Here is a 25,199-nt window from a genome sequence, read left to right as displayed (position 1 = left end):
TATGCGATGGTTTTAAAAGATAGGTATGTTGATGAACTTGTGAAATTGTATACCCAATATATTGATTTGCATTATGCTAACTGGTCTAAAAAATATTTGAGGAACCAATTTGACTTTTTAGGGATTCGAACACCCTTACGCCGAAAAATTACGAAACAGTTTATTCATGAATTTGGTGTTCCTGCAAAAGAAAGCTTAAAATATATCATTCTTACATTGTGGGAACGTTCAGAAAGGGAGTATCAAAAAGCAGCGCTCGATATACTTCAAAAAGTAAAAGAAGACCTCACTCCCGATGATATGCCTTGGTTAAGTTCTTTATTAGTAAATAAATCATGGTGGGATACCGTGGATGTGCTTTCCCCTCATATAATGGGGTATATGTTTACAGCCTATCCAAAACTAATTTCTCAATATGCAGATCAATGGATTTTAGATGATAATATTTGGTTACAAAGGTCAGCGCTACTATATCAGCTTTATTATAAGAATAGAACAGATGAAATGCGGTTGTTTCAATATATTGTGAATAGGGCTAACAGTGAAGAGTTTTTTGTTCAAAAAGCAATAGGATGGGTATTGAGAGAATATGGAAAAAACAACCCCTTAGTTGTGAAAAAGTTTGTTTCTTTAAATGATTTAAAGCCACTTAGTAGACGAGAAGCGTTGAAAAATCTGTGAATTATTTAAATTATGTTAATGATATATAAACTATCAAGTGAACGAAGGCAGAAGAGTTCCCAGTCTGCCTTTTACTCATGAATAAAATTAAGGTTGTGAATAATTATTCTAAACAAAAGAGGTGCGTTTGTTCCAATAAAGCTTTATGTTTAAGAACAATTGATAAAAATATCAAGTCATTTACGGCACAGTACAACGATAATGTTCAGCAGCAATATAGTATAAGGAGATTAACTGTAAATTGGTTATAATCTTTCTTCAACTAAAGGGGGCTTGAGTTGAAGAAGGGAGGTAGCTGCGGCCCTTCCTTTTTTTATTGTACAAACGAGGAAATATAGTGAAATAAGCCTCTCTCAGGGAAACAAATCAATTGGAGAGGCTTTAGTTTTTTAATGACTTCCTTTTAAAGAATCAGCTTTATTCAAGGCTAAAAATAAGATCATTATAATAATACAAGTTGTTCCAACCCATTGGAAAATCCCAAAGGGTTCTTTTAACCAAAAGACCGTTGTTAAAACAGCCGCAAGTGGTTCTATACTACCTAGAAGACTAGATTCTTTCGGTAACAGACTTTGCAGACTTTCAATATAAAACCAAAATGCAATCATAGTACCAAAAATGATAACGAAGATTAGGTATAAAGAAGTTTGTAGAGTTAAACTTTTAACGTCTATTTGCCAAGGTGGGTGGATAAAACTTAATGTAAAACCTCCGATAATCATTGCCCAGCCAACAATGACAAGGGAGTCGTATTGTTTTAGTAAAGGAATGGCATATAAAGTATAAAAAGCTAAAGCTACTCCAGATAAAACTCCCCAAACGATTGCAAGTGTTGGTACAGATAATTGAGAGATGGAGCCGTTTGTTAATAAGAAAAAGCAGCCAGCTAAAGCTAGCGAAACAGTTACCATATCTTTCCGTGTAAGAACAGCTTTTTTGCGCAAAATTAAGAAAACAATAATCATTACGGGTGCTAAATATTGTAATAGTGTTGCAACAGCCGCATTGCCATGTTTGATGGAGGCCATATAGGTGTATTGAACCGCAAGCATTCCGAATAACCCGAATATAATCAATGGAATAGCTACCTTTTTTGTTTTCCAAACACCAAGGATCTGTGAACGGTCTTTGCTGAAAAATTGAATGGTTAAGAGTAAAATTCCTGCTATGAGCAATCGAGTCGTTACAAGCCAATCTATATCAATTGCAGCCTGTTGAAAAAGTTTTTTTGCAACGGTGCCACCAATCCCCCAAAATGCTGCTCCCGTAATAACTAAAAAAATCCCTTTTTTCCTATCCATCATTGTTTCTCCTTTAAATATAAAAATAGTGTTATACTATCTACTATCATAAGTAGGAAGACCTTAAAATTATATCTAAATTGAATAGAAAAATATAAGAATATTGAGGTGATAACATGCAAATAAAAAATTTTATAGTTGATCATAGTTTAAAAGAATTAACTGAACATCGTACAGTTGTGTTACCAATTGCATGTTATGAAACAACAATTAACCAAAATATAAATGGATATATACCTCTTCATTGGCATGACGAATTTCAGTTTGTTCTCGTTGTAAAGGGAGCAGCTATTTTTCAAATAAATGAAGAAAAAATGACTGTTCGCGAAGGCGAAGGGCTATTTATAAATAGTGGCAGGTTGCACATGGCCAAAGATAACAATGATTCCGGTTGTATCTATATTTGTTTAAATATTTCTCCAAGTTTTATGTTATCGCAAGAACTTTATACAACCTTTATAAACCCATATATTCAGGCTACGAATATTCCTTATTTACGCTTGGATCCAAAAGAGATTTGGGCGGCAAATATTTTAGACTCTATTAGGCAAATAAATCTGTTGATAAAACAACATCCGCCATACTATGAAATCGACATTAGTGTTCATCTAACATTAGTTTGGAAGAATTTGATTATAAATGGCGTTCAACTAGAGTATGAACAGACAGAAATGGTAAAGAGTCATCGAATGAAACAAATGCTAAACTGGATACACTTGCATTATGATGAGAAAATCCTTTTAGACGATATTGCGCGTTCAGGTCAATTAAGCCGTTCCGAATGTTGTCGATATTTCAAACGTACTCTAAATAAAACACCTTTAAATTATGTAACCGAATATCGAATTCGAAAAAGTCTAATTTTACTGCAACAATCAGATTCCAATGTCACAGGTGTTGCCTTTCAAGTAGGATTTAATAGCACTAGCTATTTCATTGATAAATTCCGAAAGTTGATAAACATGACACCATTAGCATACAAAAAGTATAAAAATAACAGATCAATTGTGAAGTAGTGTAGTTAAACAAAAGGGTGTTTTAACAAAATAAACATATATTTTTAAAGAGGATTTCTATACTAGTTATACATTATTTCATGCATAAGTTGTATAGAAATCTTTTTTTTATACAAAAAATATACATTTAATTCTTCTTATAAACAATAATCATATGAAGGGATTATCGTTTATAGGAAAAAGTTTAGAAGGGGATTATATTAGATAAAGTATAAATTTCTAAACGTTGATAAATCATTCACTATCTCCATTTCTAACCGTGTGGAGGTCAAAATAATCCGAGTTTCTTCCATTATATATACTAATTTTTCTTCACTAAAAAACTTATAAATTTTTTAAAATACTGCTCGCATTATTTTTGTATCTTTGTCCTGCCTGTACATAGCGATCGACCATTTCTCTAGTTTTATGTCCTGTTTGTTTCATAATGGAAATATCCGTCATTCCCATCATCGCCGCACTTGTAGATAATCCGCTGCGCAAACTGTGCCCCGCAAAGTCTTTCGGATTTAATCCTGCTGCTTCAATATATTTTTTTATAATTAACGCAATCCACTTGTCACTTAATCGGCCATTAATGTTTTGATGACGATCAATGGAACGGAAGAGAGCGCCACTATGCAAATTTGCTGCTTCGATCCACTGTTCCGTTGCTTTTACGGGACAGTACTCATTATTTGAAAAAATAACTCCTTTTATCAAATCGTCATTTTTAGTTTTGGTTTCTCGCACTCTGACATCTACCCCAAAATCATGAAACTCCAAATCTTCTATATTAAGAGCGACTAATTCCGATCGTCTGCTAGCCAAGGCAAAGCCCAATAAAATAATAGCTTTATCCCGAATGCCAGCAATAGTAGTAGTATCCATTTGGTCGATGAGTTTTGGGAGGATAGGAAGCATAAGTGCTTTTTTGGGTTTTTGCCGAGAGCCCTTTTCCCGTTTGATTCCTTCTACCAAGGCAACGACTTCCATTGATTTCGTCGGACTAATATGCTGCTTCAATTTATGTGCTTCACTAATAGAAGAAAGCCTTCTGCGTATCGTCGAAAATTTATGTGTCTCCGCAAGCTCTGTTAAATAAAAACAAATCGTTTCTACACTGGCAGGAAGAGGGGAGACGTTATGGAAGGTACACCACTCGGTAAAATGTTTCCAATCAGCCGAATAACTCTTTTTCGTGTTTTCACTTTTAGACTGAGAAATATAATAGTGGATTTTTTCCTTTTGTTTTTGGTTAAGCGATAAAAACTGCTTTTGTTTGGGAACGAGCATATTTCTCCTCCTAATAACGTGTTTCCTAAGTTCCGATAACTATATATTATCGGAACTTAGGAAAAAAGGGAAGTAACTAGAAGAGGATTTCAATAAGAATTTATTTAATGAAAAAAAAGAATCTCTACAAGGGGCAAAAGCAGGGGTATAATTTGGAAATAATTAGGATTATTATAAAATCCTCTAGAAGGAAATTAGATGACTAGTAACCCACAAAACACTATTTAATTTCGCCAGAGAGCGAATCTCAGCATAGCAAAAATATGTAAGTCATTAAGTTCTTTTTACTATTTTAAAGGTATTAGCATTTCTAGATCATAAGATTTTTATTTTAGATAAAGAAGAGTAAGCCAAACCATTAGCAAATTTTGAAAATGGATTTGTGCGAAGAGATTTAGAATATCCATAATATTTATCAGATAATTTAGATACTATCATCCATGAGGTTAGTATAGAAACGAAATCGTTCTTCAGGTAAAAAATGGATTTAGTTGGGGCAGCGTCAGGAAAATACGGATTTACAGCGTTAAATAAATTGCAATATTAACAAGCCTAATTTCTAAGCAATAAAAATGGAGAAATTAGGCTTGTTGTTACTCGAGAAAAACTTCTTTTGTCTGTTCAGGGATGTAAAATCAATCATTTCATTTATTCATGGGGATTGAAGAGTCGAAATGCCAATTCTTCAAGTGTTTGGATTTCATTCAGTTCGATTAGGCGTGGTAACTTGTAAAACATGTCTCCTCTCATGTTATGTTGCATAAGACCGTAAGCTTGACGGTACAAAGATAACGCCATGGCTTTATGCTCAAAGTCGTTCGTTATATTCCATCCACTTGATTTAAGAAATGCACGGAGTAAGTGTTTGTCACACTCAAACAAATCTAGATGCAACTTCCCAATTTCATAATGACGATCAATCATCATTGCATCTCCCCAGTCGATAATACCACTCAAACGTTTTTCTTTAACAAAAACATGGGACCAAGTTATATCTCCGTGAACAAAATCTAAAGAGGGCATTTCTATTCTTTTAAGATAATCATCAATTTGATCAATTAGATGAACAGGTAATGAGCTATGTCTAGCAGCATCCGTGACCTTAATGCCAATCCAGTCCTTCGGGGTTGCAATACCTGAAGGCCGGATTTCATGAATACGTTTGAATTCTCTTCCTAAGTCTGACGCAAGTGTTTGCCATTCTTCATGCGTAAGTGACACTTTACATACAGGATCCCCCGCCATCTTTGAGGTAAGCAAGTAACGCCATGGCTCATTAGGGTCATCAAGAAGAGCTCCCCAACCAATAAGTCTTGGTACTTTGATATCAGAATGTATACTTATTGCTGACTGTGCAGCCAGTTCTAATTCAAAATTTTTCTCCCATGATGGAGTGTAACCAAAGATTTTAACGACTACATCGCCGTATATAAATGCTGGGTACGAGCCTCCAATGCCAGCAATTGGCTGGTGTTCTGAGATATCCATATTGTTCTTTTCAAGTACTCCAACAACATAAGGCCACCAAAATTCCATATCTTCAACACTTGAATGGAATTCATGAAAGGAACTAAACTGTGGGGATGATAGCGTTTTCTTATTAGCCATATAGAAGCTCCTTTTATTTCGAAAAGAAAACATAGTTTATGGATTAATACTGATTCTTCTCTTAGTTAATTTATATTACTAGCGTCCCTTTTAGCGTGTTTTTTATTTTCTTCCCTCCTAAACAATGATATTTAAATTATAAACTAATATTGTGTTCATTTGTTCAGTTAACAAATAGAAAGATTATAGTGATATAGAATGTAAAAGCAGAAATTTCAAAAATGATGTCTGCTTTTACTAATTGGAAGAGCATAAACTACTAAATTATTTAATATTTTATTGACAGAAATTTAAAAAAATATTATTATTGCTTATGTAATATTGATAATCATTATCAAATAAAGAGGGAGAAAGTTAACATGAAGAAACTATTTATTCCAGTTTTACTTTTACTAGTACTTTTAGTTAGTGCTTGTGGCAATAAATCCACTGAAGAAACAACAGGGGATTCAGCAAAGAAAACGAAAAAAGATACGATTACCTATCAATCGGAAAATGGATCCATTGAAGTTCCGGCAAATCCAAAAAGAGTAGTTGCGTTATCAAATGCTGGTGATGTGCTGGCTTTGGGAGTTAATCTAGTAGGGGTAGAGACTTGGTCGAAAAAGAGTCCTATTTACGAAGAGCAGTTGAAAGATGTAGAAGTGGTTTCAGATGAGGACTTAGAAAAAATAATTGAATTAGATCCAGATTTAATCATTGGAGCAAGTACGAGTAAAAATTTGGATAAGCTGAAAAAAATTGCACCAACTGTAACCTATACATATGGGAAATTAGATTATTTAACACAGCACTTAGAAATTGGAAAGCTTCTCAATAAAGAAAAAGAAGCACAGAGCTGGATCGATAGTTTCAAAGCAGAAGCAAAAGCAACTGGAGAAGAAATCAAAGCGAAAATTGGGGAAGATGCGACAGTTTCCGTTATTGAAAGTTATGAAAAAGAAATAGGTGTATTTGGTGATAGTTGGGGAAGGGGAACAGAGGTTCTATATCAAGCAATGGGATTGAAAATGCCAGATAAAGTAAAAGAAATGACATCAAAAGATGGATATTATATGCTTTCTCAAGAAGTTTTACCCGAATATGTTGGTGATTACTTAATAGTTAGCAAATATACTGATCAAGATAGTTCCTATCAAAATACAGAAACCTACAAACAAATGCCAGCTGTGAAAAACAACCATGTGTTTGAAGCAGACGGAAATTCATTCTTGTTTAATGACCCATTAACATTAGAATATCAACTAAAGTTCTTTAAGGAAAACTTTTTAAAGTAAGCAGTGGAGGCGTTTCTTTTGCTTCCTTTGGGTTAAATAAAATAGAATATGGTCTAAAAAGGATGCCAATTAGATTATGGCATCCTTTTTGTGCGACGGGCAATCGCACCTTTGCTCTTTACTAAGTATGAATTTACTGCTATAGGTTGAGCTATGTTACTACGATAATTTTTACTAACCCAACAGAAGCCAAAGATTTCGTCAATTTAAAGAATTTGAAAATTTCTCCTGAATTTCTTTTAAAAAGATATCAGCAGCAGTGGAAAAAACATAATGCTTTTTCCAAACAATATTTAAGCCAGATTCAAGTCGTGGCTCTAGTGATCTAAAACAAAGGTTACTATCAGTAGATGTGTTTACTATTTTATCAAGGACTACCGCATATCCAATGCCCTCATCAACCATAAGAGCAGCATTATAGGCAAGGTTGTATGTAGTTACAATATTTAAATTATCAAAGTCTTCACCAAACCAATCTGCAAATTCATTTTTAGAAAATGTCTGTTTTATAGCCTGTCTTGAACAGATTACTGGGACATTTAATAAGTCTTCTGCTTGAATGGTATCTTTGAATGCAAGAGGACTGTCTTTTCTCATAACAACTCCCCAAACCTCTTTGCCTAGGATATCAATATAATTGTATTTTGATAAATCAGCTGGTTGAATTAAAATACCAAAGTCAAGCAATCCTTTGTCAAGCCGTTCAGTCACATCGTCTTCGTTTCCACTGTAGAGGTGATACCGGATGTTTGGGTACCGCAACTGTAAATCTTTGACTATTCGTGCAATCTGTCTCATAGCATCTGTTTCTCCACCGCCTATATAGACATTTCCACCTATTGTTTCTTTCATTGACCGAAATTCTCCCTCTAATTTTTCCACCATATCAATGATTTCTTCTGCTCTATTTCTCAAAAGCATTCCTTCTTCTGTAAGAATGATACTGTGACTACTGCGAATAAATAGTTTTTTTCCTAACTCTTGTTCAAGGTCTTTTAATTGTCTAGACAAGGTTGGTTGTGTTACATGCAAAAAATTAGCAGCAGCCGTAATGCTACCTTCTCTAGCAACAGTAAGGAAGTAGCGCAATACTCTTAATTCCATTTAATAACCCTCTCTTTTATAACATTTTAGTATATACATATCACCAATACTCATCAAGCATATCATGATATAAGATATAGGTATTAGCTATATCAAATAGGTATAGTTAAAATAAGTAGTAATAACAACAGTAAAAAGCCTGAAGAAGCTTCAGAATACTATTGATTTAAAATCAAGTGATATAGCCGATCCAGTAGCTGTGCTTCAAAACTAATGCCTATCGGGACCTTTCGATAGCTCTTTCTTACGAGAAAATATAATTTTTTAGCCGAAGTTCCTAGGGGAGAAATTTTAGTGAAGATAGGAGTTGTAAATTTGACTAAACGAAATAATTTGTTAATTTTTATATTAGCTATCGGAGTTTTCGGCATCTTAAATACGGAAATGGGTGTTATTGGGATACTACCTGCCATTGCTGAACACTTTCATGTCAGTATAACAAAAGCAGGATGGCTGGTGAGTTTTTTTGCCATTGTTGTTGCAGTATCTGGCCCAACTATGCCTTTATTGTTTTCAGGGATAAATCGGAAGAAAATCATGTTAATTGTACTAGGTATTTTTGTTTTGGGTAACATCGTATCAATCTTTACAACTAACTTTACTATTCTATTATTAGCTCGTATCATTCCAGCCTTTTTTCATCCAATTTATTGTTCTTTGGCATTTACAGTAGCTGCTGCTTCAGTGAGTAAGGAAGAAGCTCCAAAAGCTGTTTCTAAAATATTCATTGGAGTATCTGCAGGCATGGTAATCGGTGTACCAGTCGCAAGCTTTATTGATAATGCAGTTTCATTACAAATGGCTATGGTATTCTTTGCTGTTGTAAATACTATAGCATTCATTGCTACGTTATTGTTTGTACCATCTATACCGGTTGAGGAAAGACTTTCTTACGGAGCTCAATTGTCGGTATTAAAAAAATCGATTACTTGGCTTTCTGTTGTTACTGTCGTCTTGTTAAATTCTGCTGTGTTTGGAGTGTATAGCTATCTTGCTGAATATTTGAAAACTGTGACGAATATGTCTCCGAATGCTATAAGTTTACTATTATTTATATACGGTGGGGCTAATATTATTGGAAACGTAGTAGCAGGGAAATTGCTAACCAAAAATGCGAATAAATCTGTCCTAGCTTATCCATTGGTATTGGGAGCAGTTTATCTCATATTATTTTTCACAGGTCATTTAACTGTACCTATGGCAATCCTTACTTTAATCTGGGGAATATTGGCTGGTATGGGCGGTAATATTACTCAATATTGGATTATGTCTGCAGCTCCCGAAGCTCCTGATTTTGCTAATGGATTATTTTTAACATCGGCTAACTTAGGAACAACACTTGGTACAGCTATAGGCGGGTTATTTATATCGCAAATGGATACACAATATGTGGTTTTAGTTGGAATTTACTCTTTATTCCTAAGTTTGGTGACTATTATATTAAGAAACTACCTGTTTACTCCTAAACAACAACTTTCAGAATAAGCAGTATCCCTATTCGTATTTATTAGAACGAAAAATGGAGGTTTTTAAATGTCTAATAATTTAAAAATTGCGCTTATTACCGGAGGAAATCGAGGAATTGGATATGAGCTGGTCAAGCAATTAGCAATGAGAGGTTTTAAGACCATACTGGCAAGTCGCGATTCAGAGACGGGTCATGAAGCAACGCAAAAGCTAAAGGAATTAAATCTGGACGTTTCATTTATGGCGATGGATGTAGATAATCAAAAAAGCATTCGTGAAGCTGCAGATATAGTAAATAAGAAGTATGGAAGATTAGACGTATTGATTAATAATGCTGGTGTGTATCTGGAGGAGAATAAAAAGTTAGTGGCAATGGATCCTTCCATACTGGAGAGAACGATGTTAACCAATTTCTTCGGCGCTTACCATGTAATCCGTTCCTTCATCCCTATTATGGAAAAGAAAGGTTATGGAAGAATCATTAATATTTCCTCAGAATATGGGGCGGTTAGTGCTATGTCATATTCAGGAGTAGGAGCTTATAAGTTGTCTAAATTTGCTCTAAATGGATTGACACAATTGGTAGCAGCAGAAATCAATGGAGATATCAAAGTAAATGCGGTCGATCCAGGGTGGGTAAGTTCAGATATGGGTGGACCATCTGCTCCGAGAACCCCAAGGCAAGCAGCCGAATCTATCCTATGGTTAGCGACTGTTGGATCTGAAGGACCTAACGGGGGATTTTTTAGAGATGGAAAACAAATTGCTTGGTAAACATTAATAGCTAGTCAAGTAATTCCTTTCTGGAAGATATAGAAAGGAGTGGAAGAAAAGTGACGAAAACGCTGCTTTACAAACGTTAGAAAATTCTTTTAATTAATTCAGGAAATAAATTTTTTAAACTGGTTCACTCTATTAATCTATCCGAATAGAAAAAATAATTAGATAATAATAGAAAAGTTATAATAAAGGAGTTTGAGGAGGGAGAGAAAATATACGGAACAGAACTGCCGTCGAACTAACACCACCACAAGAAGCTGTTGCTGAAGAGTTCGCTGAATACTGAGGGCATCACCTCGTTCTTTGCCCATGAGCCTTACCAGCAGAGGGGCCCTTATGAACTTCTTCCCGTTTGAGGAGATTGAGAAGATTAATCCGCTGATTGCGGGTGAGAATGCTCACGCCAGTTACTACACCAAAGAAGCCTACGAACTAGCTGGGAAATCAAAGGAACTCTATATTGTACCAGGTGCAGGGCATGTGGACCTGTACGAGAAAATGGAGTACATCCCATTTGACAAACTGGAGTCCTTCTTCTAAGTAACTATCTAAAGAAAAAATTAGATTTTTGATGTGCATAGCGAGCCTGTCGTATCACCCGTAATCTAAGTAAAACCACTTTGTGGATCCCACGTCACATATTAAGAAGAGAAGTCATTAAGAGATAGGATCTTAAGTGTAAGACTTTTAATTGATCATCTATCCGTTATAGGAATCTATGTTTTATATTCACAGCAAGAGCATTGGGGGAGTTTATGAAGAAAATTATTCAACAGATACTGTTATCACTTACAATAGTTTTAATGTTTTTAACAGCTTGCAATAGTAGAATCATTGAAGAAAAAAGAAGCAGCGAAGAAAGTTTGACTATTCATCAAAGTAGCAAACAAGAAGTGACAGCAGATAAAGCAAACAACGGGGAGAGCCACAATTCAACACTGATTCATAAAGGGGGAAATACTACAAAAAATATAAGAATAAAATTAACGTTTAATAATGAAGAAGTCATTGTCAAAATGGATGATAATCCAACAAGTAAGGATTTTTTATCATTACTCCCACTTACATTAACATTTGAAGATTATGCAGGAACGGAAAAAATAAGCTATCTATCAAATAAATTATTTACTGAAGAGGCCCCATCTAGAATTGATCCTTCAATTGGAGACTTCACTTATTATGCTCCATGGGGAAATTTAGCCATATTCTATAAGGATTTTGGCTATTCAAATGGACTTATTAAACTAGGGGAAATCGAAGCTAGGGTAGAGAAATTTAAAAATATCAACAGAGATTTTACCGTTACAATTGAAAGAGTTGACTAATGGATAAAGGTAAGAGAGCTTCTTAAATAACTCGCCTTACTCAATTAAATTTGTCAGTTATCCAATTTATAAATCAGGGAAAATGTTTTATTGATAATACGTTAATTAACCTAAGTGTGTATCCTTTTTGAATATATAATAGAAAATATATCTTCCTATTAGAATTTTCAATTCATAATTAGAATTCAGCTGCTAATAGTAGCTGTTTTTTGATGTAGAAAAAAGAGGCAGGATAGTTTAAGATACTTTTTCAAAAAGTTTAAAAAAGCCCTATTTAACAGGGCAATTCTTACTAACTATTATTTTAATTTGTTATATTCCTCATCTGTTACTGGATCCAACCATTCTGGCGTACCTGCAGTGATTGCAATGTGTTCAAACCAACTGTCTTTTGTGGCACCATGCCAGTGCTTAACCCCATCATGGGTGACAATCACATCACCTGCTTTTAAGAATTGAGCTGGTTTGCCCTCTTCTTGATACCAACCTTTTCCACCAGTTACTAATAAAAGTTGATATCCATTACGGTGAATATGCCAATTATTTCTGCATCCTGGTTCAAAGGTTACATTCCCAACCCCAACACTTATTTTAGGATCGGCAATTAATGTTTTAAGATAACTTTGTCCCACAAAAAATTGTGCATATGCTTCATTTTTTTCCCCCACAGGAAAAATCACACCATTTTTTACTTCTTCATATTTTGCCATTTTAATTTCTTCCTTTCTTAATTTTCAGGAATAATTTCGTTAACATATGCTCATGCGTTCAGTGTCCTTGGAAAACCTATATATGGAAGGCAATGGGTGATAGCGATGATTAAAGTTTCCTTATCATTACCCACATTTTTATTACCTTGCACATGTGCTTTTACTTGACCTTCAGCACCACCTAAAGCAGTTATGATACAGAGTGTTAACAACCCTCGTGTTTTTAAATCCAATTCACCACAAGTATAGAAATCCCCAAAGCAAAAGGCAGAAAGATAATCCTGTATATGCTTTTGATTTACTGATGTACCTTCTCGCATTTTCGCAAGGAGATCGCCAAAAATTTCTACTTGAGTTGCAAGACCTTTTTGATAACGATTATCCTCATTGACTGTTTTTTGACTTTCAATTGGTAAAGCGATATTTTGCGTGTTGAAAACCTGGTGGACTTCATTGATAGCGTTTAACGTTTTAGGGAATCCAATATACGGAGCACACTGATAAATGGCCTCTTTAATTTCTACAGGTGTCAGACTAACATTTAGTGATGCACTAACATGTGCTTTAAGTTGTGGAAGCGTTTGAGTAGTAGTTAAAAATACTATAGTAATTAGTTCCCGCAACTTATCATCTAACTTCCCTTGATAGAATACTTCTCCAAAAATAAACCGACTTAAGATGTTCTGAAAATCAGGATCAGTAAAATAGGTTGCAGGTACTCCACTGCCAAATAGTTGTTTGAATTTTTCCTTACTTTTTACAATACGATCCATATTTCAACCTCCTTTTTGCATCAAATTTACTCTTCTATTATGCAAAGGTAGTTGAATAAAATGTAATAAAGAAATGCACCTTGATGTAATATCACACATCTGTATATAATTATAAACGTGATCAGAATACCTACAATGACCAATCAACCTAGATCTGTGTCTTATTACACAGATCTAGGTTGATTGTGCATTTGTTATAAAGAAAGATTGGTGATGTGTATATGCATCTGAAGGTGAACAGGGTGGATAGAAGGGTAATTAAATCACAAGAAGCAATCAAAAAAGCTTTTATTGAACTTATGACTGAAAAAACTATTGCTGAAATTACGATACAAAATATTGCTGATAGAGCAAATATCGGCCGTAGAACAGTTTATCTTCATTATTTAGATAAATATGATTTACTGGAAAAACTGCTTGAAGAACATATTAACGAATTAAGGAAATTATGCGAAACAGCCTCTGAGTTGAGTTTTGCTGAGGGAAATCTGATATGGTTTGAATACTTTGAACGTAATTCTTCCTTCTTTTCATCTATGTTTGCGAGTAAAGGAGCACCTGCTTTTCGCAGCAAATTCTTAAAGTTTGTGATTGAGGAATTAGAGAATGAAGTAGGTGTGAATAAAGGACAAAATCAAGGGTTAAGTAAGGATTTAATTCTTAAATTTTTTGGAGCAGCAATAGTAGAGATAGTAGAAGCGTGGTTCACCAATGAATTGTCTGAATCTACTCAAGTTGTTGCGGAACAAGTAGGGATTTTGTTAGATAGAAATTTTTAGATTATCTTGAACACTAGTGAATCTAGTCGCTAATGATATATTTGCTTAAGTTGATCCAGATGCCAACAGGCATCTGGATTTTTATATTCCTAGCGTGGCAGGATAGTAGAATACCAATTTCAATTAGATCAACAGTTATAAAAGGACAGATGGCTTTTCTGCGAATTAAAAATTTCCTATTTTATTGTTCTTATGAATATCTTCTGTTCCTGCATCTAAGGCAGTCATGTAATAGTTGCATTTATGATTGATGATTTCCATTGTCTTATTCAATTCTTCTATCTGTGCTTCTACAGCAGCTTTTCGCCCCAAGAACATGTCATATCTTTGCTGCAAAGTGGAATCCCCCTCAGAACACCATGCAATAAAACCTTTAATTTCCTTAATGGGCATTCCGGTGGACTTTAGACATTGAATAATTTTTAATGCTTCCATATCAGATTCCTTAAATAACCGAGTTCCACTAGGGGTGCGTTGTACAAAAGGCATTAAGCCCTCCTTATCGTAGTAACGTAAGGTGTATACTGTGAGATTTAATTCTTTTGCAACTTCACTTATAGAATATGTCATCATCCATTTATCTCCTTTTCTATTCGTATAGACTTCGAGTTAACTCTATATTTTGGCAAGATTCTATCATGCTTGTATGCTTCATGTCAAAGTCTAACTAATTCATTGTTATATCCTGTATAAACTTATTGCTTGACCTAGAGTTAACTATAGGGATTATTCTAGTTTTGCAAGAAAAAATGAATCAAAGAAAAGTTGAATATTTATACTCGCTCTAAGTCAATTATCTTGAAAAATCAAATTATATTGGAGGCTAAAACAAATGACAACAGCTAAAGCACGAGCAGTCGACGGTCCAGACAAATCGTTTCGAGTTGCTGAAATTAAAAGACGTGACCTTGATTTACAGGATGTTCTAATTGAAATTAAATATGCAGGCATATGTCACTCTGACATCCATACTGCTCATGGCGAATGGGGACCCGTAAACTATCCTCTTGTACCTGGACACGAGATTGCCGGAATTGTCACAGAAGTTGGTGCCGAGGTGACAAAGTATAAAGTAGGAGACCGAGTAGGGGTCGGATGTATGGTTGACTCATGTGGAAAATGTGAAAACTGCCTTAAAGGGGAAGAACAATACTGTCTCAAAGGAAATATTCCTACCTATGCTGGTGTAGACAAATATGGGGAGCCTACCCAAGGCGGCTATTCTACTCACATTGTTGTAACGGAGGACTTCGTTGTCAGAATTCCTGATAACATTGAACTGGACGTCGCAGCACCATTACTTTGCGCAGGCATTACGACTTATTCACCATTAAATCGTTGGGGAGCTGGGCCAGGTAAAAAAGTAGCAGTTGTCGGCTTAGGAGGCCTTGGTCATATGGCTGTCAAGATTGCACATGCTATGGGTGCCGAGGTGACCGTGCTATCACAAACATTAAAGAAAAAAGAGGATGGTTTGCAATTCGGTGCAAACCATTACTATGCGACAAGTGATCCAGAAACATTTGAGAAACTTGCAGGATCCTTTGACTTAATTATTAACACGGTAAGTGCAAAGATTGATATCGATGCGTATTTCTCCTTACTTACTCTTGATGGCACTATGGTTAATGTCGGTGCTCCTGGAGAGCCGTTGTCCCTAAACGTGATGTCTCTCATCGGCCATCGTCGCTCATTTGCAGGTTCCATGATTGGAGGCATCCGTGAGACTCAAGAAATGTTGGAGTTCTGTGCAAAACATAATATTGTTCCTAAGATTGAAATAATTTCAGCTGACCAAATTGACGAAGCCTATGAACGTGTCTTAGCTTCAGATGTAAAGTATCGATTTGTAATTGATATCAGCACAATGTAAGTTGTATAAGTAATAAATCTGAAGATACTATCAAGGATGTCCCGAAATCTAACTTTTGGGTCATCCTTTTTTCTATATTTATAATGGGAAACTGATTCATAATATGACTATAATCTTTCCTAAATAGGTACACAATATGTCATATTAGTAGGATTTTCATCACTAATATTGGGTTCGATATCTATTTTTCTAAGAAAATATATGTATCGACCTAAAACAAAACAATTTTCTAACTAAGCAAAATTTAAACTAACAGAGGCATTGCTGAAATGAATAGAAACGCTTTCTCTTTGTGAAGTAACAGGCAGGTAATAAGCAAATATGATATAATACGATTATTATCTGGTATTAAAGGTAGGTATAAACATTAAGTTAACTTAATGAATTTAGGAGGAAAAAATGGAGGATTTACTTAAATTAAAGGGGAAAAATATTGTAATAATGGGAGTTGCTAATGAAAGGAGCCTGGCTTGGGGAGTGGCTAGGTCCCTTTATAAAGCTGGTGCTAATCTTATTTTCACCTATCGTTTAGAACGTTCATTGGGAAAATTAAATAAGCTTTTAAATGATAATAACTATTCCGCTGAAATAATCGTGCAATGCGATGTAAATAGTGACGAAAGTATTAAAGATGCATTTCAAGAAATCGGAAAAAAGGTAGGAATAATCCACGGAATTGTACACTCAGTTGCATTTGCACATTCTGAAGATTTAAAAGGAGAGTTTATAAATACCTCAAGGTCTGGATATGCTTTTGCCCAAGATACTAGTTCGTACTCTCTAATAGCTGTGGCAAGAGAAGCACAACCTTATATGACGGAAGGTGGATCCATCGTAACAATGAGTTACCTTGGAGCTGAAAGGGTTGTCAGTGGCTATAATGTGATGGGAATAGCAAAAGCAGCTCTCGAATCATCGGTAAAATATCTGGCCTTAGATTTAGGAAAAGAGAATATTCGTATTAATGCTATTTCTGCTGGAGCCATTCGCACACTTGCTGCTAAGGGAGTTGGTTCTTTTAATGAAATACTCCATAAAGTGGAAGAGTCTGCACCTTTAAAAAGAAATGTAACACAAGAAGAGGTGGGCGATATGACACTTGCAATGCTTAGTAATCTATCTAGAGGAGTTACGGGTGAAATTATTTATGTAGATTCAGGTTATAATATAATCGGCTAGATTTGTTCAATGAAAAGTTGGATAAGGTTAAGGAAGGGTCGCATCAGCGACTTTTTTTGTTCCACTAAAGGTCAACCAGAAAAACCTGGCTAACCTTATATGACGAACAGATGCTTCGTTTTTTATAGAGCGTTAAACTGCCAATCGACCGCTATTTTGTTAAGTAATTTCATTTGTTTTCCGTTAATTTATTTCGAATTTGAGTAGCTGCGAAAAGTGCTGCTTTGTCTTGAATTACTTCTTCAGGTTTATTTCCATTTCCAAGAATATATCCCGCAAATTCAATTCCGATAAAATCAAATATATAATTAAATTGCTGAATCATAGGCAGTCCTTTAATGTGAGGGTCGTCTCCTCCAACAGCAATAACAAATGCTGTTTTGGAAGCCATTTTATTCTTGAAATCAGGGTATTTTGGATCTCTTAAGGTTTGTGACCACCGGTCGATAAAATTTTTCATGGTTCCTGACATGCTATACCAATAAATAGGAGTAGAGAATATTAGAATGTCATTCGGAAGAATCCTTTCTATGATGGAATTATAATCATCCTTTCTGTCCTGAAATCCTTCCATTGAATGACGCATGTCTATAATTGGTTGGATATTATAGTCTTTCAAATAAATTTTTTCAACGGTTAAATTCTGAATGACGTATTCTGTTAATATCTCCGTATTTCCATTAGGACGGCTTCCTCCATCTATGACTACTACTTTCATTTATCCATTCTCCTTTCAGCTATATTAAGTAATTTTCTAGTTGTTTCTTTATTACTTATATTTTATAGTTAATTTAAAAATCGATAAAGATAATTATTTCGATTGAATTAATCGAAATAATTGATTATAAAAAGGCGGAAAATATGGATATTAAACAATTGATCACTTTTAAAAATGCCGCAGAAAATTTGAACTTTACCCAGACTGCCAAAATTTTAAATTTTGCACAATCAAGTGTAACTGCTCAAATCAAATCTCTTGAAGAAGAACTTGGAAAACCTCTATTTGAGCGTTTAGGAAAACGGTTGATTTTAACGGAAGCTGGACACCAGTTTAAACTATATGCTGAAAAGATGATAAGATTAAGCTATGAAGCGATGATGGCTGTAAATAGAGAAGAAGAACCAACGGGCACCTTAATAATAGGTGCCCAGGAGAGCCAGTGCACCTACCGTTTACCGCCCATTCTTAAAGCATTTAAGGTTGCTTTTCCCAAAGTTAAGCTCGTCTTTAAACCGGCACATTCTGACGAAATGGCGAGAAAGCATCTGATGGAGGGGTTGTTAGATGTTGCTTTTATTATGGATATAAGTAAGCCGGAAGGTTCATTAAGCGTAGAGAAACTGGTCAAAGAAGAGTTTAAAATGGTCGTTGCAACAAACTATGCTAAACAAATACTCTTACTAGATGACCTTAAGGATGAAACTCTTTTGCTTACAGAAACAGGGTGTTCTTATAGAATGATGTTAGAAAGCTCCCTTAAATCGGCAGGAGTATATCCACTGGATAAAATAGAATTTAGCAGTATTGAGGCAATTAAACAATGTGTAATAGCAGGACTAGGAGTAGCGCTGTTACCAGAGATGGTAGTAAAAAAAGATATTAAAGAGGGGAGAATGAAGGAAATACATTGGGAAACCTCCCCCTCTTCAATTTTCACTCAAATTGCTTGGCATAAGGATAAATGGGTGACTCCCCCTTTAGAAGCATTTATTAATTTAACTCGTAAGTTTTTTTTATCCGATGACTCCTTCAACTGAAGGGGTTTTTCTTAGTAATGGCTGATCTTTTCAGCTATATTTTCTTATTGAAATAAAGACGTAGAGAAGTTTCATTTAGTCTTTTTTTCACTTATGCTACACTTAATCTTCAAAGAGGTGGTTTTAGTTATGCAACACTTACAATTTGAAGCGTCTTGGGACAAAGCGTTAGCTGTTCAGGACCGGCGAAATATAGAAAAAATCTTTAGTGAAACAAAATATCTAAACAGTTCTGACATTATTTGCTCTCCCATCCGAGAAGCAATCAACCATAATAAGGCACTTCTAGTGTCTGTATTGGTTCATAACTTTACGAACCATCCGCTTACATTTAATAATGTGAGACTAGTTTACAGCATTCAGGGAGAGATCATTGCAGACAAGGTATTCACTCTACCTATGCTTGCTATCCCATCTAAAGTGAGTTTGCCTTGGACATTTATTTTTCCAAAGGACAGTTATACACCAAAGACTTTTTTTGACAATGGGCGATTAGAAATCTTTTAAATTCACTTTGCATATTACATGGGCTGTTTTCTCAAAAGGATAGAAAACGATTAAGAAAGTGTTATCAATTGGATTGTATAGGAAGACATTTCGAGGTATATTGTCTGGTTTGAAGATAGTGCTGCTATTAAGCTAATGGGGGATACAAGAAAGGAGGAATCCTCTTTTTTAGTTTATCTTGAACTATGAAGCAAGATAGATTAATAGAAGAATTCCAGGTAAGCTGCTTACTTAATCTTGAAGAAATCACTTTATTCACTTCCAAGGATTTTCATATAATTCTACTCAGCTTCTTAACGATAAATCTGCAATAATATACTATATTCATTCTATGTAAAGTTGTATATTTCCATGAGGATACATTGAAAGGAGTTTTCCTCATGAATATTGCATCTTTACTAATATACTGTTTTATTGTTACGTTTACACCAGGTCCTACTAATATCGTCATTTTATCGACAGTATACAATTTGGGAACAAGAAAGGCTTTGCAGTATGCATATGGAGCTACTATAGCTTTTGGTTTATTACTTGTTGTTTCTGCTTTTTTAAATTCAATTCTTGTCACAATAATACCTAAGATATTATATGGGATGCAAATTATTGGAAGCTTATACATGATCTATCTCGCCTATCAAATATACAAAATGGATAAATCAAAAGGCCCTGTAAATAAAACTGGAACTTTCATATCGGGATTCTTGATGCAGTTTTTAAATCCAAAGGTAGTGATTTTTACCATGACTGTCATTCCTAGCTATATTATGCCCTACTATAAGACAATGCCGGCATTGACTTATAGTGTAATAGCCATAACTATTATTGGATGTTTAGCATTTATTACATGGGTTCTTTTCGGAACGATATTCAAGGAGTTTTTACAGAAGCATAATAAGGCGGTTAATATTATGATGGCTTTATTTATAGTATATGCTGCAGCAATGATATGGATGTAGGGAAGCTAATAAAGAGGTGGTTTTAGTGGAGAAATTTGTATATAAAAAATCAACTGGTATTACTGCATTGTCAGCAAGCATAAATGAGTTTACATATAAAAAACACTCTCACAAGGAGTATGCTATAGGGGTAACTTTACGTGGTATTCAACAGTATAACTTGGATGGCAGCTTACAGTTATCCTATAAAAATGGAGTTATGCTTTTTAATCCAGAACAGGCACATGATGGAATGGCACATGATGAGAAAGGCCTGGATTATGTTATGCTTTATATTGAGCCACAGTTGCTATTAGAGGTGATAGAGAAAAAAGAAATGATACATTTTTCTACTCCTATTGTATATGATAATATTCTCGGACAAAAAATATTAAGACTATCTAATGCAATTCTAAACGAAAAGGATGAAGCTTTATGTAGTGAGTTACTCTTATCTCTTACAGAAAGCCTTGTTCAAACGAATCTCTCCCAAGACTATAAGAAAGATAGTGTTCTTATAAAAAAAGCGAAGGAAATGCTTTATGGTAATTTAATAAATGTACCTAAACTTGATCAGATATGCTGTGAGCTCCATTTATCAAAATTTCAATTTATCCGGTTATTCAAAGCGCACACTGGAATTTCACCATACCAATACTTTCTTAACTGCAAAATAGAGCGAGCAAAGCAGTTAATAGAAAAGAATGGGGATATATATTACGCAGTAGCTGAATGTGGATTTGTGGATCTAACCCATTTGAATAAACATTTTAAAAGTGTATTTGGAACGACGGCATTTGAATATCTATCACAGATAAATTAATGATGATTAGCTATATAAATAGAACCCCCAGATCGCTTGGTTATCTATTAATAATAGTATGTTTAATGTTTAAATCGGAATTTCTTGCATGAATATAGACTTCTTTGGAAATAAAATGATTAAGAATCCTTTTAGAGGGTGATTTGTGCAAGTGAATTTTTTTAAAAGAAGAGGAGCTATCTCATGGAAAACATCAAAGTAGGAGAAGTCTTTAGAAATGAGCAGGATGAGGAAATTGAAGTGCTGGCAGTGGTAAATATGGAAGGGACAGAATACATTGCAGTTGGATTTGTGGAAGATCTTCAAGAAGAAATCGAGGAAGACATTGATATTTTCTTTTTAAAGGTTAACCAGGATGGAGACTTCGCAGCCATTGAAAGTGACGAGGAATTCGACAGAGTTTCTTCAGCTTTTGATGAAATAATGCAGCAAGAAGACTAATACTGTACAAGATAAAAAGAGAATATGAAAACCTTGCTCATGCAAGGTTTTTTTGTTGTTCAACAATCATGCGCGATTCTTTAATAAGAAGGCGTTCTTCTTGATAGAACTAGGTTTTTGAATACTATATTTAAAAGGAGATGGATACTTATATTAAAGTATGGAAGAGATTATAAAGGTCTCTAGTTAAATGAAAGGAAGATTTCGTTAAGAAGGGGAGCTATTTTTATATTGTAAAAGGGACAGTTTAGTGGAAAAATTGTCCGTTCAATAATGTCGCTTGATAAAAAACAGATATAAAAATATTTCGAGCTATACATACTCATACTTATAAAGAAGTGAAGGGGCTTATTGAATGTCCTCCTATTCGCCCCCTTCATTAAAACCAATTTACCTCTTCCCTCACATCACTTTTTTACTAGCCTCAATTCCTTCCTTCACTCTCTCAGCAATCAGATTTCTCTCTAATTCAGCAATAACACACATTATTTAAAACATAGCTTTTACTGAACAACCTGTAGCGGATTTATTTGAAGTTAACCAATGAATAGCTAATCTGTTTGGGGACAAATACACAAACTAGTTGTAGTCAAAATATTTTCAGATAAGTACTTGCAAATAAGGAGCTTCAGGTAGCTATTTCCAGGATGAAATTCCTTTTTAGTAAAATTAAGTTGCAACAAGAAAAAGGCAGGTTGATGAGTCTATCTACTCTCAATTCTGCCTTTTTTCGTTACTAGCCTTTCTCCAATGTGTTGGAGTTGCCCCCATGAAACGTTTAAAAACTGTTACAAAATGTTCTAGCGACTCCTCTTCATTCCAATTTCGTTTCCTAAATCCCCTTCCTCTAACATTAGAATAATCACTATTTTGAGTGTAATCTATTGAATAGAGGATGAAAACTCTACTGTGCAGTCTAGAGTAGCAACCCTGTCACTAAGCCTTAATAAATTTCTACCTAACCAATCACTTTGGTTTACATCTTCAACATGGAAAAGAAGGAAAAACTTTGTTTATCAAGCGACTTGATATAAAATTTTTAGTAGAAAGCTAACAAATGATGATACCTAATGGAGGGAATACAATTGCCACACTTAGTGATTCGAGGAGTATCAATGGAAGAAATGAAAAGAATCAGCAAGCCATTGGTAGGAGAGCTTGCTGAAATTTGTGAATGCGGGACTGATAATTTTACGTTCGAAGTGCCTCATTCCACGTTTATATTTGATGGGGAAGAAATTCCGGCTTTTCCGCTTATTGAAGTAAAATGGTTTGAAAGGGGACAAGAAACTCGCGACCGATTCGCCCAATCCGTTACCAAACATATCATGTCAACAGGTGTTGATGAGGTAGAAGTTGTATTTATCCCTTTCTCCGAGTCTGCTTATTATATTAATGGGGAGAGAGTCGGAAATGAAAGGAAACAGGATGGATGAGAGTATAATAACTGCCACTATGCGTTTCTGCAATCGTCAGGAACGCTTTTTCATTAAGTGTAGTAATAATTACACTAAACTTAACTTAATGTCTAGCTGCTATATAGTGGCTTTTTAGGTTGCTAACTGAGCAAATTTGTTGAAGAAGAAGGAATATCGTAATAGGAGGAGTACTAAATGGGGAAAATAATTACTTTTTCAGTTGATACAAAATATGAAGATTCAAGAGAGACAGAAACATTCACTTTTGAGAAATTAGGTATTGATGAAGATATGGATAATACAGAACTAAAAAAAGCAATAGACGAAATTTTTCAAGCTTGGGTTTGGGATAAACTTAATATTTCTTTTAGTATAGTCATAGATGAAGAAAGCACACGTAGTACAGATGATATTGAGTCACAAAAGAGAAATTGCTCATTTGACTAACGGGTGCTCTCATTAGATAATCCAGTTCCCAAAAAGCCGCTTTTTTGTAGCTAAAGGGGAGGTTTCTTAATGAATTTTAATCTATACTATATTTAATTAAACAGATTTAGAAAGGAGCAACTAAAATTATAATGAATTTAAAAACACATCCATGTCATGGGAATAAAATTATAGAAAGAAAAATAAGATATGATTCTAAAATCGTAGAATATAAATGTACACTATTAAAAGCACAAGAACAAAATGTTGTGCTTTTTCATATTATCGAAGACTCGTTTACAATGATAGCTAATCAAAACAAATTAACGATTCCTACAGGCAGTTATACAATTGCTTATTATTGGGTAGATCGTCCATATAATTTATATTTCTGGAGAGATAATAAAGGGAAATATTTAGGTTCCTATTTTAACATTGTCAAGAATACCTATATAAACGATAAAATGGTATCTTTTGAAGATTTAATTATTGATATATTAGCATTCCCAAATGGTGAATACTTTATTTTAGATGAGGATGAATTACCTGAGTCATTGGAGAAATTTGAGAATGGTTCAGTTCAACATGCTTTAAACTTATTAATAGAATCTATTGATCATGTTCTTTCTCAAACTATTTCAGAATCTGAAGGCATTTATAAACATGAAAAATTTGCTCCTTTTTTAGATATGCATTGAATAAAGGTACTTAAACAAACAGGGGAAGGGTAGTACAATAAGACCCATAATCAATTTCATTATAAAAATAGATATTTCAATCGAAAAAAACCAATATTTTAATCCATCTTTTTTCAAAGTGTCGGGTTTTTATACTTCCTCTCAATAGACTAAATCCTATTGAGACACTGCGATAAATCTTACTATTATTGAATTTTTTCTGAGCATTTATAGATTGGCAAACTCCTGACGCTACCTCTGAATCAAAAAAATCAATAATTATTATCTTGGCAACTAAAAAATAGTGAAATATACAAAAGGGGAGTTTTTATGACTAGTAATATAAATTTAATTCTGAAGCTAATATTAGCAATATTACTATTAGCTCTAATTATTTCAGGTTTCTTATTAGCTTCTAAGATTTTTTTTAATACTAAAGAAATTAATTCTGCTAGTGAATCTTGTTATAATAATGGTGGTGGTAGCCCTATCGTGGAAACTACATTTTTAACTTTGGATTATTCATTTTATTGTACAGATGAGGAAAAATAAAAAACAGAAAGACTTTAGGGTTTCTTTCTGTTTTTTATTATGTTAATAGATTCATTATTTATAAAAACGGAAAATTAATTTCTATTTTTTATAGGCAAATTAATATAGCCAACATTATCTTTGTCTTCTTATAGAAAACTTTCTCGCTTAGAGAGCTGCTGAATGAACGCCCCATAATTACATAATATAGTCATAATGTAATATATTGTTAAAATAACCTATTTATCAAAGTTACTCAAATGGTTATAAATCTTCTTTTTTATTATAGTACGTTTTCACGCTATCATAAATTACAAATAATCCAATTACAACAGCTAAAGAACGAACGACAAACTCAGCCACTAGTAAATTATTAATAATATCATATATAAACCATTTACCTGTAATAAAAACTGGTGCAATTATGATTAAGAAACCAATAAAAACCTTTATCTTCAATGCTTTTTTTAGTGTTTTTTCCATCAATTAAAGCACTCCTTTAGCTTTTAGGCTTAATGACAGGGTTACTGCTCTA

Annotated in this window: 28 protein-coding genes and 1 pseudogene; 19 read left to right on the top strand and 10 right to left on the bottom strand. The window is 34.2% G+C overall.

Annotation, left to right across the window (positions count from 1 at the left end):
- Window positions 1-6 precede the first annotated feature (6 nt).
- The gene (locus NCCP28_RS17555; protein WP_248562683.1) at window positions 7-681 is read left to right on the top strand and encodes a DNA alkylation repair protein; all 675 of its coding nucleotides are present in this window, start codon (window positions 7-9) and stop codon (window positions 679-681) included.
- Window positions 682-1,070: 389 nt separating this feature from the next.
- Here the strand turns inward: NCCP28_RS17555 and NCCP28_RS17550 are convergent, their stop codons facing one another.
- Window positions 1,071-1,982: an EamA family transporter gene (locus tag NCCP28_RS17550; RefSeq protein ID WP_248562701.1), complete on the bottom strand. Its 912-nt coding sequence runs from the start codon at window positions 1,980-1,982 to the stop codon at window positions 1,071-1,073.
- Window positions 1,983-2,104: 122 nt separating this feature from the next.
- Between NCCP28_RS17550 and NCCP28_RS17545 the strand changes: the two genes are divergently transcribed.
- Complete coding sequence (locus NCCP28_RS17545; RefSeq protein ID WP_248562700.1) at window positions 2,105-2,998, top strand: AraC family transcriptional regulator; 894 nt, start codon at window positions 2,105-2,107, stop codon at window positions 2,996-2,998.
- 324 nt (window positions 2,999-3,322) lie between these two features.
- Here the strand turns inward: NCCP28_RS17545 and NCCP28_RS17540 are convergent, their stop codons facing one another.
- Window positions 3,323-4,273 (bottom strand): site-specific integrase, encoded by a 951-nt coding sequence (locus NCCP28_RS17540; protein ID WP_248562682.1) that lies wholly within the window; start codon window positions 4,271-4,273, stop codon window positions 3,323-3,325.
- 648 nt (window positions 4,274-4,921) lie between these two features.
- The gene (locus NCCP28_RS17535) at window positions 4,922-5,881 is read right to left on the bottom strand and encodes a phosphotransferase (RefSeq protein WP_248562681.1); all 960 of its coding nucleotides are present in this window, start codon (window positions 5,879-5,881) and stop codon (window positions 4,922-4,924) included.
- Window positions 5,882-6,240: 359 nt separating this feature from the next.
- On the opposite strand from NCCP28_RS17535, the gene NCCP28_RS17530 reads away from it, so the two are divergent.
- The gene (locus NCCP28_RS17530) at window positions 6,241-7,158 is read left to right on the top strand and encodes an iron-hydroxamate ABC transporter substrate-binding protein (protein WP_248562680.1); all 918 of its coding nucleotides are present in this window, start codon (window positions 6,241-6,243) and stop codon (window positions 7,156-7,158) included.
- Window positions 7,159-7,359: 201 nt separating this feature from the next.
- Here NCCP28_RS17530 and NCCP28_RS17525 read toward each other — a convergent pair whose 3' ends face one another.
- Window positions 7,360-8,262, bottom strand: a complete 903-nt coding sequence (locus NCCP28_RS17525; protein WP_248562679.1) for a LysR family transcriptional regulator — start codon at window positions 8,260-8,262, stop codon at window positions 7,360-7,362.
- Window positions 8,263-8,577: 315 nt separating this feature from the next.
- On the opposite strand from NCCP28_RS17525, the gene NCCP28_RS17520 reads away from it, so the two are divergent.
- The 4 genes from NCCP28_RS17520 to NCCP28_RS17505 all read left to right on the top strand — a co-directional run bounded on the left by NCCP28_RS17520 (window position 8,578) and on the right by NCCP28_RS17505 (window position 11,834).
- A complete protein-coding gene (locus NCCP28_RS17520; protein ID WP_248562699.1) occupies window positions 8,578-9,747 on the top strand; it encodes an MFS transporter in 1,170 nt (389 codons plus the stop codon).
- Window positions 9,748-9,795: 48 nt separating this feature from the next.
- Entirely contained in the window at window positions 9,796-10,503 is a 708-nt protein-coding gene (locus NCCP28_RS17515; RefSeq protein WP_248562678.1) for an SDR family NAD(P)-dependent oxidoreductase, read from the top strand.
- A gap of 342 nt (window positions 10,504-10,845) precedes the next feature.
- Entirely contained in the window at window positions 10,846-11,049 is a 204-nt protein-coding gene (locus NCCP28_RS17510) for an alpha/beta hydrolase (protein ID WP_248562677.1), read from the top strand.
- A 215-nt stretch (window positions 11,050-11,264) separates the two neighbouring features.
- Window positions 11,265-11,834, top strand: coding sequence for a cyclophilin-like fold protein (locus tag NCCP28_RS17505; RefSeq protein WP_248562676.1), 570 nt, complete (start codon window positions 11,265-11,267; stop codon window positions 11,832-11,834).
- Between the two features lie 299 nt (window positions 11,835-12,133).
- Here the strand turns inward: NCCP28_RS17505 and NCCP28_RS17500 are convergent, their stop codons facing one another.
- Both NCCP28_RS17500 and NCCP28_RS17495 read right to left on the bottom strand, forming a co-directional pair.
- Window positions 12,134-12,544 carry a cupin domain-containing protein gene (locus NCCP28_RS17500; RefSeq protein ID WP_248562675.1) on the bottom strand — a complete coding sequence of 137 codons (411 nt, stop codon included), beginning with the start codon at window positions 12,542-12,544 and terminating at the stop codon, window positions 12,134-12,136.
- A 50-nt stretch (window positions 12,545-12,594) separates the two neighbouring features.
- Complete coding sequence (locus NCCP28_RS17495; RefSeq protein ID WP_248562674.1) at window positions 12,595-13,317, bottom strand: carboxymuconolactone decarboxylase family protein; 723 nt, start codon at window positions 13,315-13,317, stop codon at window positions 12,595-12,597.
- 233 nt (window positions 13,318-13,550) lie between these two features.
- On the opposite strand from NCCP28_RS17495, the gene NCCP28_RS17490 reads away from it, so the two are divergent.
- On the top strand, window positions 13,551-14,096 hold the full coding sequence (locus NCCP28_RS17490) for a TetR/AcrR family transcriptional regulator (protein WP_248562698.1): 546 nt from the start codon (window positions 13,551-13,553) through the stop codon (window positions 14,094-14,096).
- A gap of 165 nt (window positions 14,097-14,261) precedes the next feature.
- On the opposite strand, the gene NCCP28_RS17485 is transcribed toward NCCP28_RS17490, so the two are convergent.
- The gene (locus NCCP28_RS17485; protein WP_248562673.1) at window positions 14,262-14,669 is read right to left on the bottom strand and encodes a MerR family transcriptional regulator; all 408 of its coding nucleotides are present in this window, start codon (window positions 14,667-14,669) and stop codon (window positions 14,262-14,264) included.
- Between the two features lie 259 nt (window positions 14,670-14,928).
- Between NCCP28_RS17485 and NCCP28_RS17480 the strand changes: the two genes are divergently transcribed.
- Both NCCP28_RS17480 and fabI read left to right on the top strand, forming a co-directional pair.
- Window positions 14,929-15,969 carry an NAD(P)-dependent alcohol dehydrogenase gene (locus NCCP28_RS17480; RefSeq protein ID WP_248562672.1) on the top strand — a complete coding sequence of 347 codons (1,041 nt, stop codon included), beginning with the start codon at window positions 14,929-14,931 and terminating at the stop codon, window positions 15,967-15,969.
- A gap of 399 nt (window positions 15,970-16,368) precedes the next feature.
- Window positions 16,369-17,148 carry an enoyl-ACP reductase FabI gene (gene fabI, locus NCCP28_RS17475; protein ID WP_248562671.1) on the top strand — a complete coding sequence of 260 codons (780 nt, stop codon included), beginning with the start codon at window positions 16,369-16,371 and terminating at the stop codon, window positions 17,146-17,148.
- 169 nt (window positions 17,149-17,317) lie between these two features.
- Here the strand turns inward: fabI and NCCP28_RS17470 are convergent, their stop codons facing one another.
- Window positions 17,318-17,866 (bottom strand): flavodoxin family protein, encoded by a 549-nt coding sequence (locus NCCP28_RS17470; protein WP_248562670.1) that lies wholly within the window; start codon window positions 17,864-17,866, stop codon window positions 17,318-17,320.
- A 143-nt stretch (window positions 17,867-18,009) separates the two neighbouring features.
- Between NCCP28_RS17470 and NCCP28_RS17465 the strand changes: the two genes are divergently transcribed.
- From NCCP28_RS17465 to NCCP28_RS17445, 5 genes are all read left to right on the top strand, one after another.
- The gene (locus tag NCCP28_RS17465) at window positions 18,010-18,906 is read left to right on the top strand and encodes a LysR family transcriptional regulator (RefSeq protein ID WP_248562669.1); all 897 of its coding nucleotides are present in this window, start codon (window positions 18,010-18,012) and stop codon (window positions 18,904-18,906) included.
- Between the two features lie 129 nt (window positions 18,907-19,035).
- On the top strand, window positions 19,036-19,413 hold the full coding sequence (locus NCCP28_RS17460) for an SLAP domain-containing protein (RefSeq protein ID WP_248562668.1): 378 nt from the start codon (window positions 19,036-19,038) through the stop codon (window positions 19,411-19,413).
- Between the two features lie 380 nt (window positions 19,414-19,793).
- On the top strand, window positions 19,794-20,369 hold the full coding sequence (locus tag NCCP28_RS17455; RefSeq protein ID WP_248562667.1) for a LysE family translocator: 576 nt from the start codon (window positions 19,794-19,796) through the stop codon (window positions 20,367-20,369).
- A gap of 25 nt (window positions 20,370-20,394) precedes the next feature.
- Window positions 20,395-21,171 carry an AraC family transcriptional regulator gene (locus NCCP28_RS17450; protein ID WP_248562666.1) on the top strand — a complete coding sequence of 259 codons (777 nt, stop codon included), beginning with the start codon at window positions 20,395-20,397 and terminating at the stop codon, window positions 21,169-21,171.
- A gap of 183 nt (window positions 21,172-21,354) precedes the next feature.
- Entirely contained in the window at window positions 21,355-21,612 is a 258-nt protein-coding gene (locus NCCP28_RS17445; protein WP_248562665.1) for a DUF1292 domain-containing protein, read from the top strand.
- A gap of 411 nt (window positions 21,613-22,023) precedes the next feature.
- On the opposite strand, the pseudogene NCCP28_RS17440 reads toward NCCP28_RS17445, so the two are convergent.
- A pseudogene (locus NCCP28_RS17440) lies at window positions 22,024-22,101 on the bottom strand (recombinase family protein); the annotation flags it as partial.
- A gap of 596 nt (window positions 22,102-22,697) precedes the next feature.
- Between NCCP28_RS17440 and NCCP28_RS17435 the strand changes: the two are divergent.
- The 4 genes from NCCP28_RS17435 to NCCP28_RS17420 all read left to right on the top strand — a co-directional run bounded on the left by NCCP28_RS17435 (window position 22,698) and on the right by NCCP28_RS17420 (window position 24,685).
- Window positions 22,698-23,048 (top strand): DUF1904 family protein, encoded by a 351-nt coding sequence (locus NCCP28_RS17435; RefSeq protein ID WP_248562664.1) that lies wholly within the window; start codon window positions 22,698-22,700, stop codon window positions 23,046-23,048.
- A gap of 177 nt (window positions 23,049-23,225) precedes the next feature.
- Window positions 23,226-23,477, top strand: a complete 252-nt coding sequence (locus tag NCCP28_RS17430; RefSeq protein WP_248562663.1) for a hypothetical protein — start codon at window positions 23,226-23,228, stop codon at window positions 23,475-23,477.
- Between the two features lie 131 nt (window positions 23,478-23,608).
- Window positions 23,609-24,154 (top strand): ribonuclease FAU-1 family protein, encoded by a 546-nt coding sequence (locus NCCP28_RS17425; RefSeq protein ID WP_248562662.1) that lies wholly within the window; start codon window positions 23,609-23,611, stop codon window positions 24,152-24,154.
- A gap of 309 nt (window positions 24,155-24,463) precedes the next feature.
- Complete coding sequence (locus NCCP28_RS17420) at window positions 24,464-24,685, top strand: hypothetical protein (protein ID WP_248562661.1); 222 nt, start codon at window positions 24,464-24,466, stop codon at window positions 24,683-24,685.
- A 243-nt stretch (window positions 24,686-24,928) separates the two neighbouring features.
- On the opposite strand, the gene NCCP28_RS17415 is transcribed toward NCCP28_RS17420, so the two are convergent.
- Window positions 24,929-25,147: a hypothetical protein gene (locus NCCP28_RS17415; RefSeq protein WP_248562697.1), complete on the bottom strand. Its 219-nt coding sequence runs from the start codon at window positions 25,145-25,147 to the stop codon at window positions 24,929-24,931.
- Window positions 25,148-25,199 lie beyond the last annotated feature (52 nt).

Origin of the sequence: Niallia sp. NCCP-28 (genome assembly GCF_023168165.1) — a bacterium.
Classification (GTDB): Bacteria; Bacillota; Bacilli; order Bacillales; family Cytobacillaceae; genus Niallia.
The sequence above is the reverse complement of the archived record's forward strand: the minus strand, read 5'-3'. Positions and strand labels throughout refer to the sequence as shown.

Excerpts from the sequence above, each read along its gene's own strand:
- NCCP28_RS17485 (WP_248562673.1), bottom strand. The coding sequence starts at position 14,669 with ATGATGACATATTCTATAAGTGAAGTTGCAAAAGAATTAAATCTCACA.
- NCCP28_RS17495 (WP_248562674.1), bottom strand. The coding sequence starts at position 13,317 with ATGGATCGTATTGTAAAAAGTAAGGAAAAATTCAAACAACTATTTGGC.
- NCCP28_RS17525 (WP_248562679.1), bottom strand. The coding sequence starts at position 8,262 with ATGGAATTAAGAGTATTGCGCTACTTCCTTACTGTTGCTAGAGAAGGT.
- NCCP28_RS17535 (WP_248562681.1), bottom strand. The coding sequence starts at position 5,881 with ATGGCTAATAAGAAAACGCTATCATCCCCACAGTTTAGTTCCTTTCAT.
- NCCP28_RS17470 (WP_248562670.1), bottom strand. The coding sequence starts at position 17,866 with ATGAAAGTAGTAGTCATAGATGGAGGAAGCCGTCCTAATGGAAATACG.
- NCCP28_RS17510 (WP_248562677.1), top strand. The coding sequence starts at position 10,846 with ATGAACTTCTTCCCGTTTGAGGAGATTGAGAAGATTAATCCGCTGATT.
- NCCP28_RS17555 (WP_248562683.1), top strand. The coding sequence starts at position 7 with ATGGTTTTAAAAGATAGGTATGTTGATGAACTTGTGAAATTGTATACC.
- NCCP28_RS17550 (WP_248562701.1), bottom strand. The coding sequence starts at position 1,982 with ATGGATAGGAAAAAAGGGATTTTTTTAGTTATTACGGGAGCAGCATTT.
- NCCP28_RS17425 (WP_248562662.1), top strand. The coding sequence starts at position 23,609 with ATGAATTTAAAAACACATCCATGTCATGGGAATAAAATTATAGAAAGA.
- NCCP28_RS17530 (WP_248562680.1), top strand. The coding sequence starts at position 6,241 with ATGAAGAAACTATTTATTCCAGTTTTACTTTTACTAGTACTTTTAGTT.
- NCCP28_RS17505 (WP_248562676.1), top strand. The coding sequence starts at position 11,265 with ATGAAGAAAATTATTCAACAGATACTGTTATCACTTACAATAGTTTTA.
- NCCP28_RS17500 (WP_248562675.1), bottom strand. The coding sequence starts at position 12,544 with ATGGCAAAATATGAAGAAGTAAAAAATGGTGTGATTTTTCCTGTGGGG.
- NCCP28_RS17460 (WP_248562668.1), top strand. The coding sequence starts at position 19,036 with ATGCAACACTTACAATTTGAAGCGTCTTGGGACAAAGCGTTAGCTGTT.
- NCCP28_RS17430 (WP_248562663.1), top strand. The coding sequence starts at position 23,226 with ATGGGGAAAATAATTACTTTTTCAGTTGATACAAAATATGAAGATTCA.
- NCCP28_RS17515 (WP_248562678.1), top strand. The coding sequence starts at position 9,796 with ATGTCTAATAATTTAAAAATTGCGCTTATTACCGGAGGAAATCGAGGA.
- NCCP28_RS17480 (WP_248562672.1), top strand. The coding sequence starts at position 14,929 with ATGACAACAGCTAAAGCACGAGCAGTCGACGGTCCAGACAAATCGTTT.
- NCCP28_RS17465 (WP_248562669.1), top strand. The coding sequence starts at position 18,010 with ATGGATATTAAACAATTGATCACTTTTAAAAATGCCGCAGAAAATTTG.
- NCCP28_RS17415 (WP_248562697.1), bottom strand. The coding sequence starts at position 25,147 with ATGGAAAAAACACTAAAAAAAGCATTGAAGATAAAGGTTTTTATTGGT.
- NCCP28_RS17420 (WP_248562661.1), top strand. The coding sequence starts at position 24,464 with ATGACTAGTAATATAAATTTAATTCTGAAGCTAATATTAGCAATATTA.
- NCCP28_RS17445 (WP_248562665.1), top strand. The coding sequence starts at position 21,355 with ATGGAAAACATCAAAGTAGGAGAAGTCTTTAGAAATGAGCAGGATGAG.
- fabI (WP_248562671.1), top strand. The coding sequence starts at position 16,369 with ATGGAGGATTTACTTAAATTAAAGGGGAAAAATATTGTAATAATGGGA.
- NCCP28_RS17455 (WP_248562667.1), top strand. The coding sequence starts at position 19,794 with ATGAATATTGCATCTTTACTAATATACTGTTTTATTGTTACGTTTACA.
- NCCP28_RS17540 (WP_248562682.1), bottom strand. The coding sequence starts at position 4,273 with ATGCTCGTTCCCAAACAAAAGCAGTTTTTATCGCTTAACCAAAAACAA.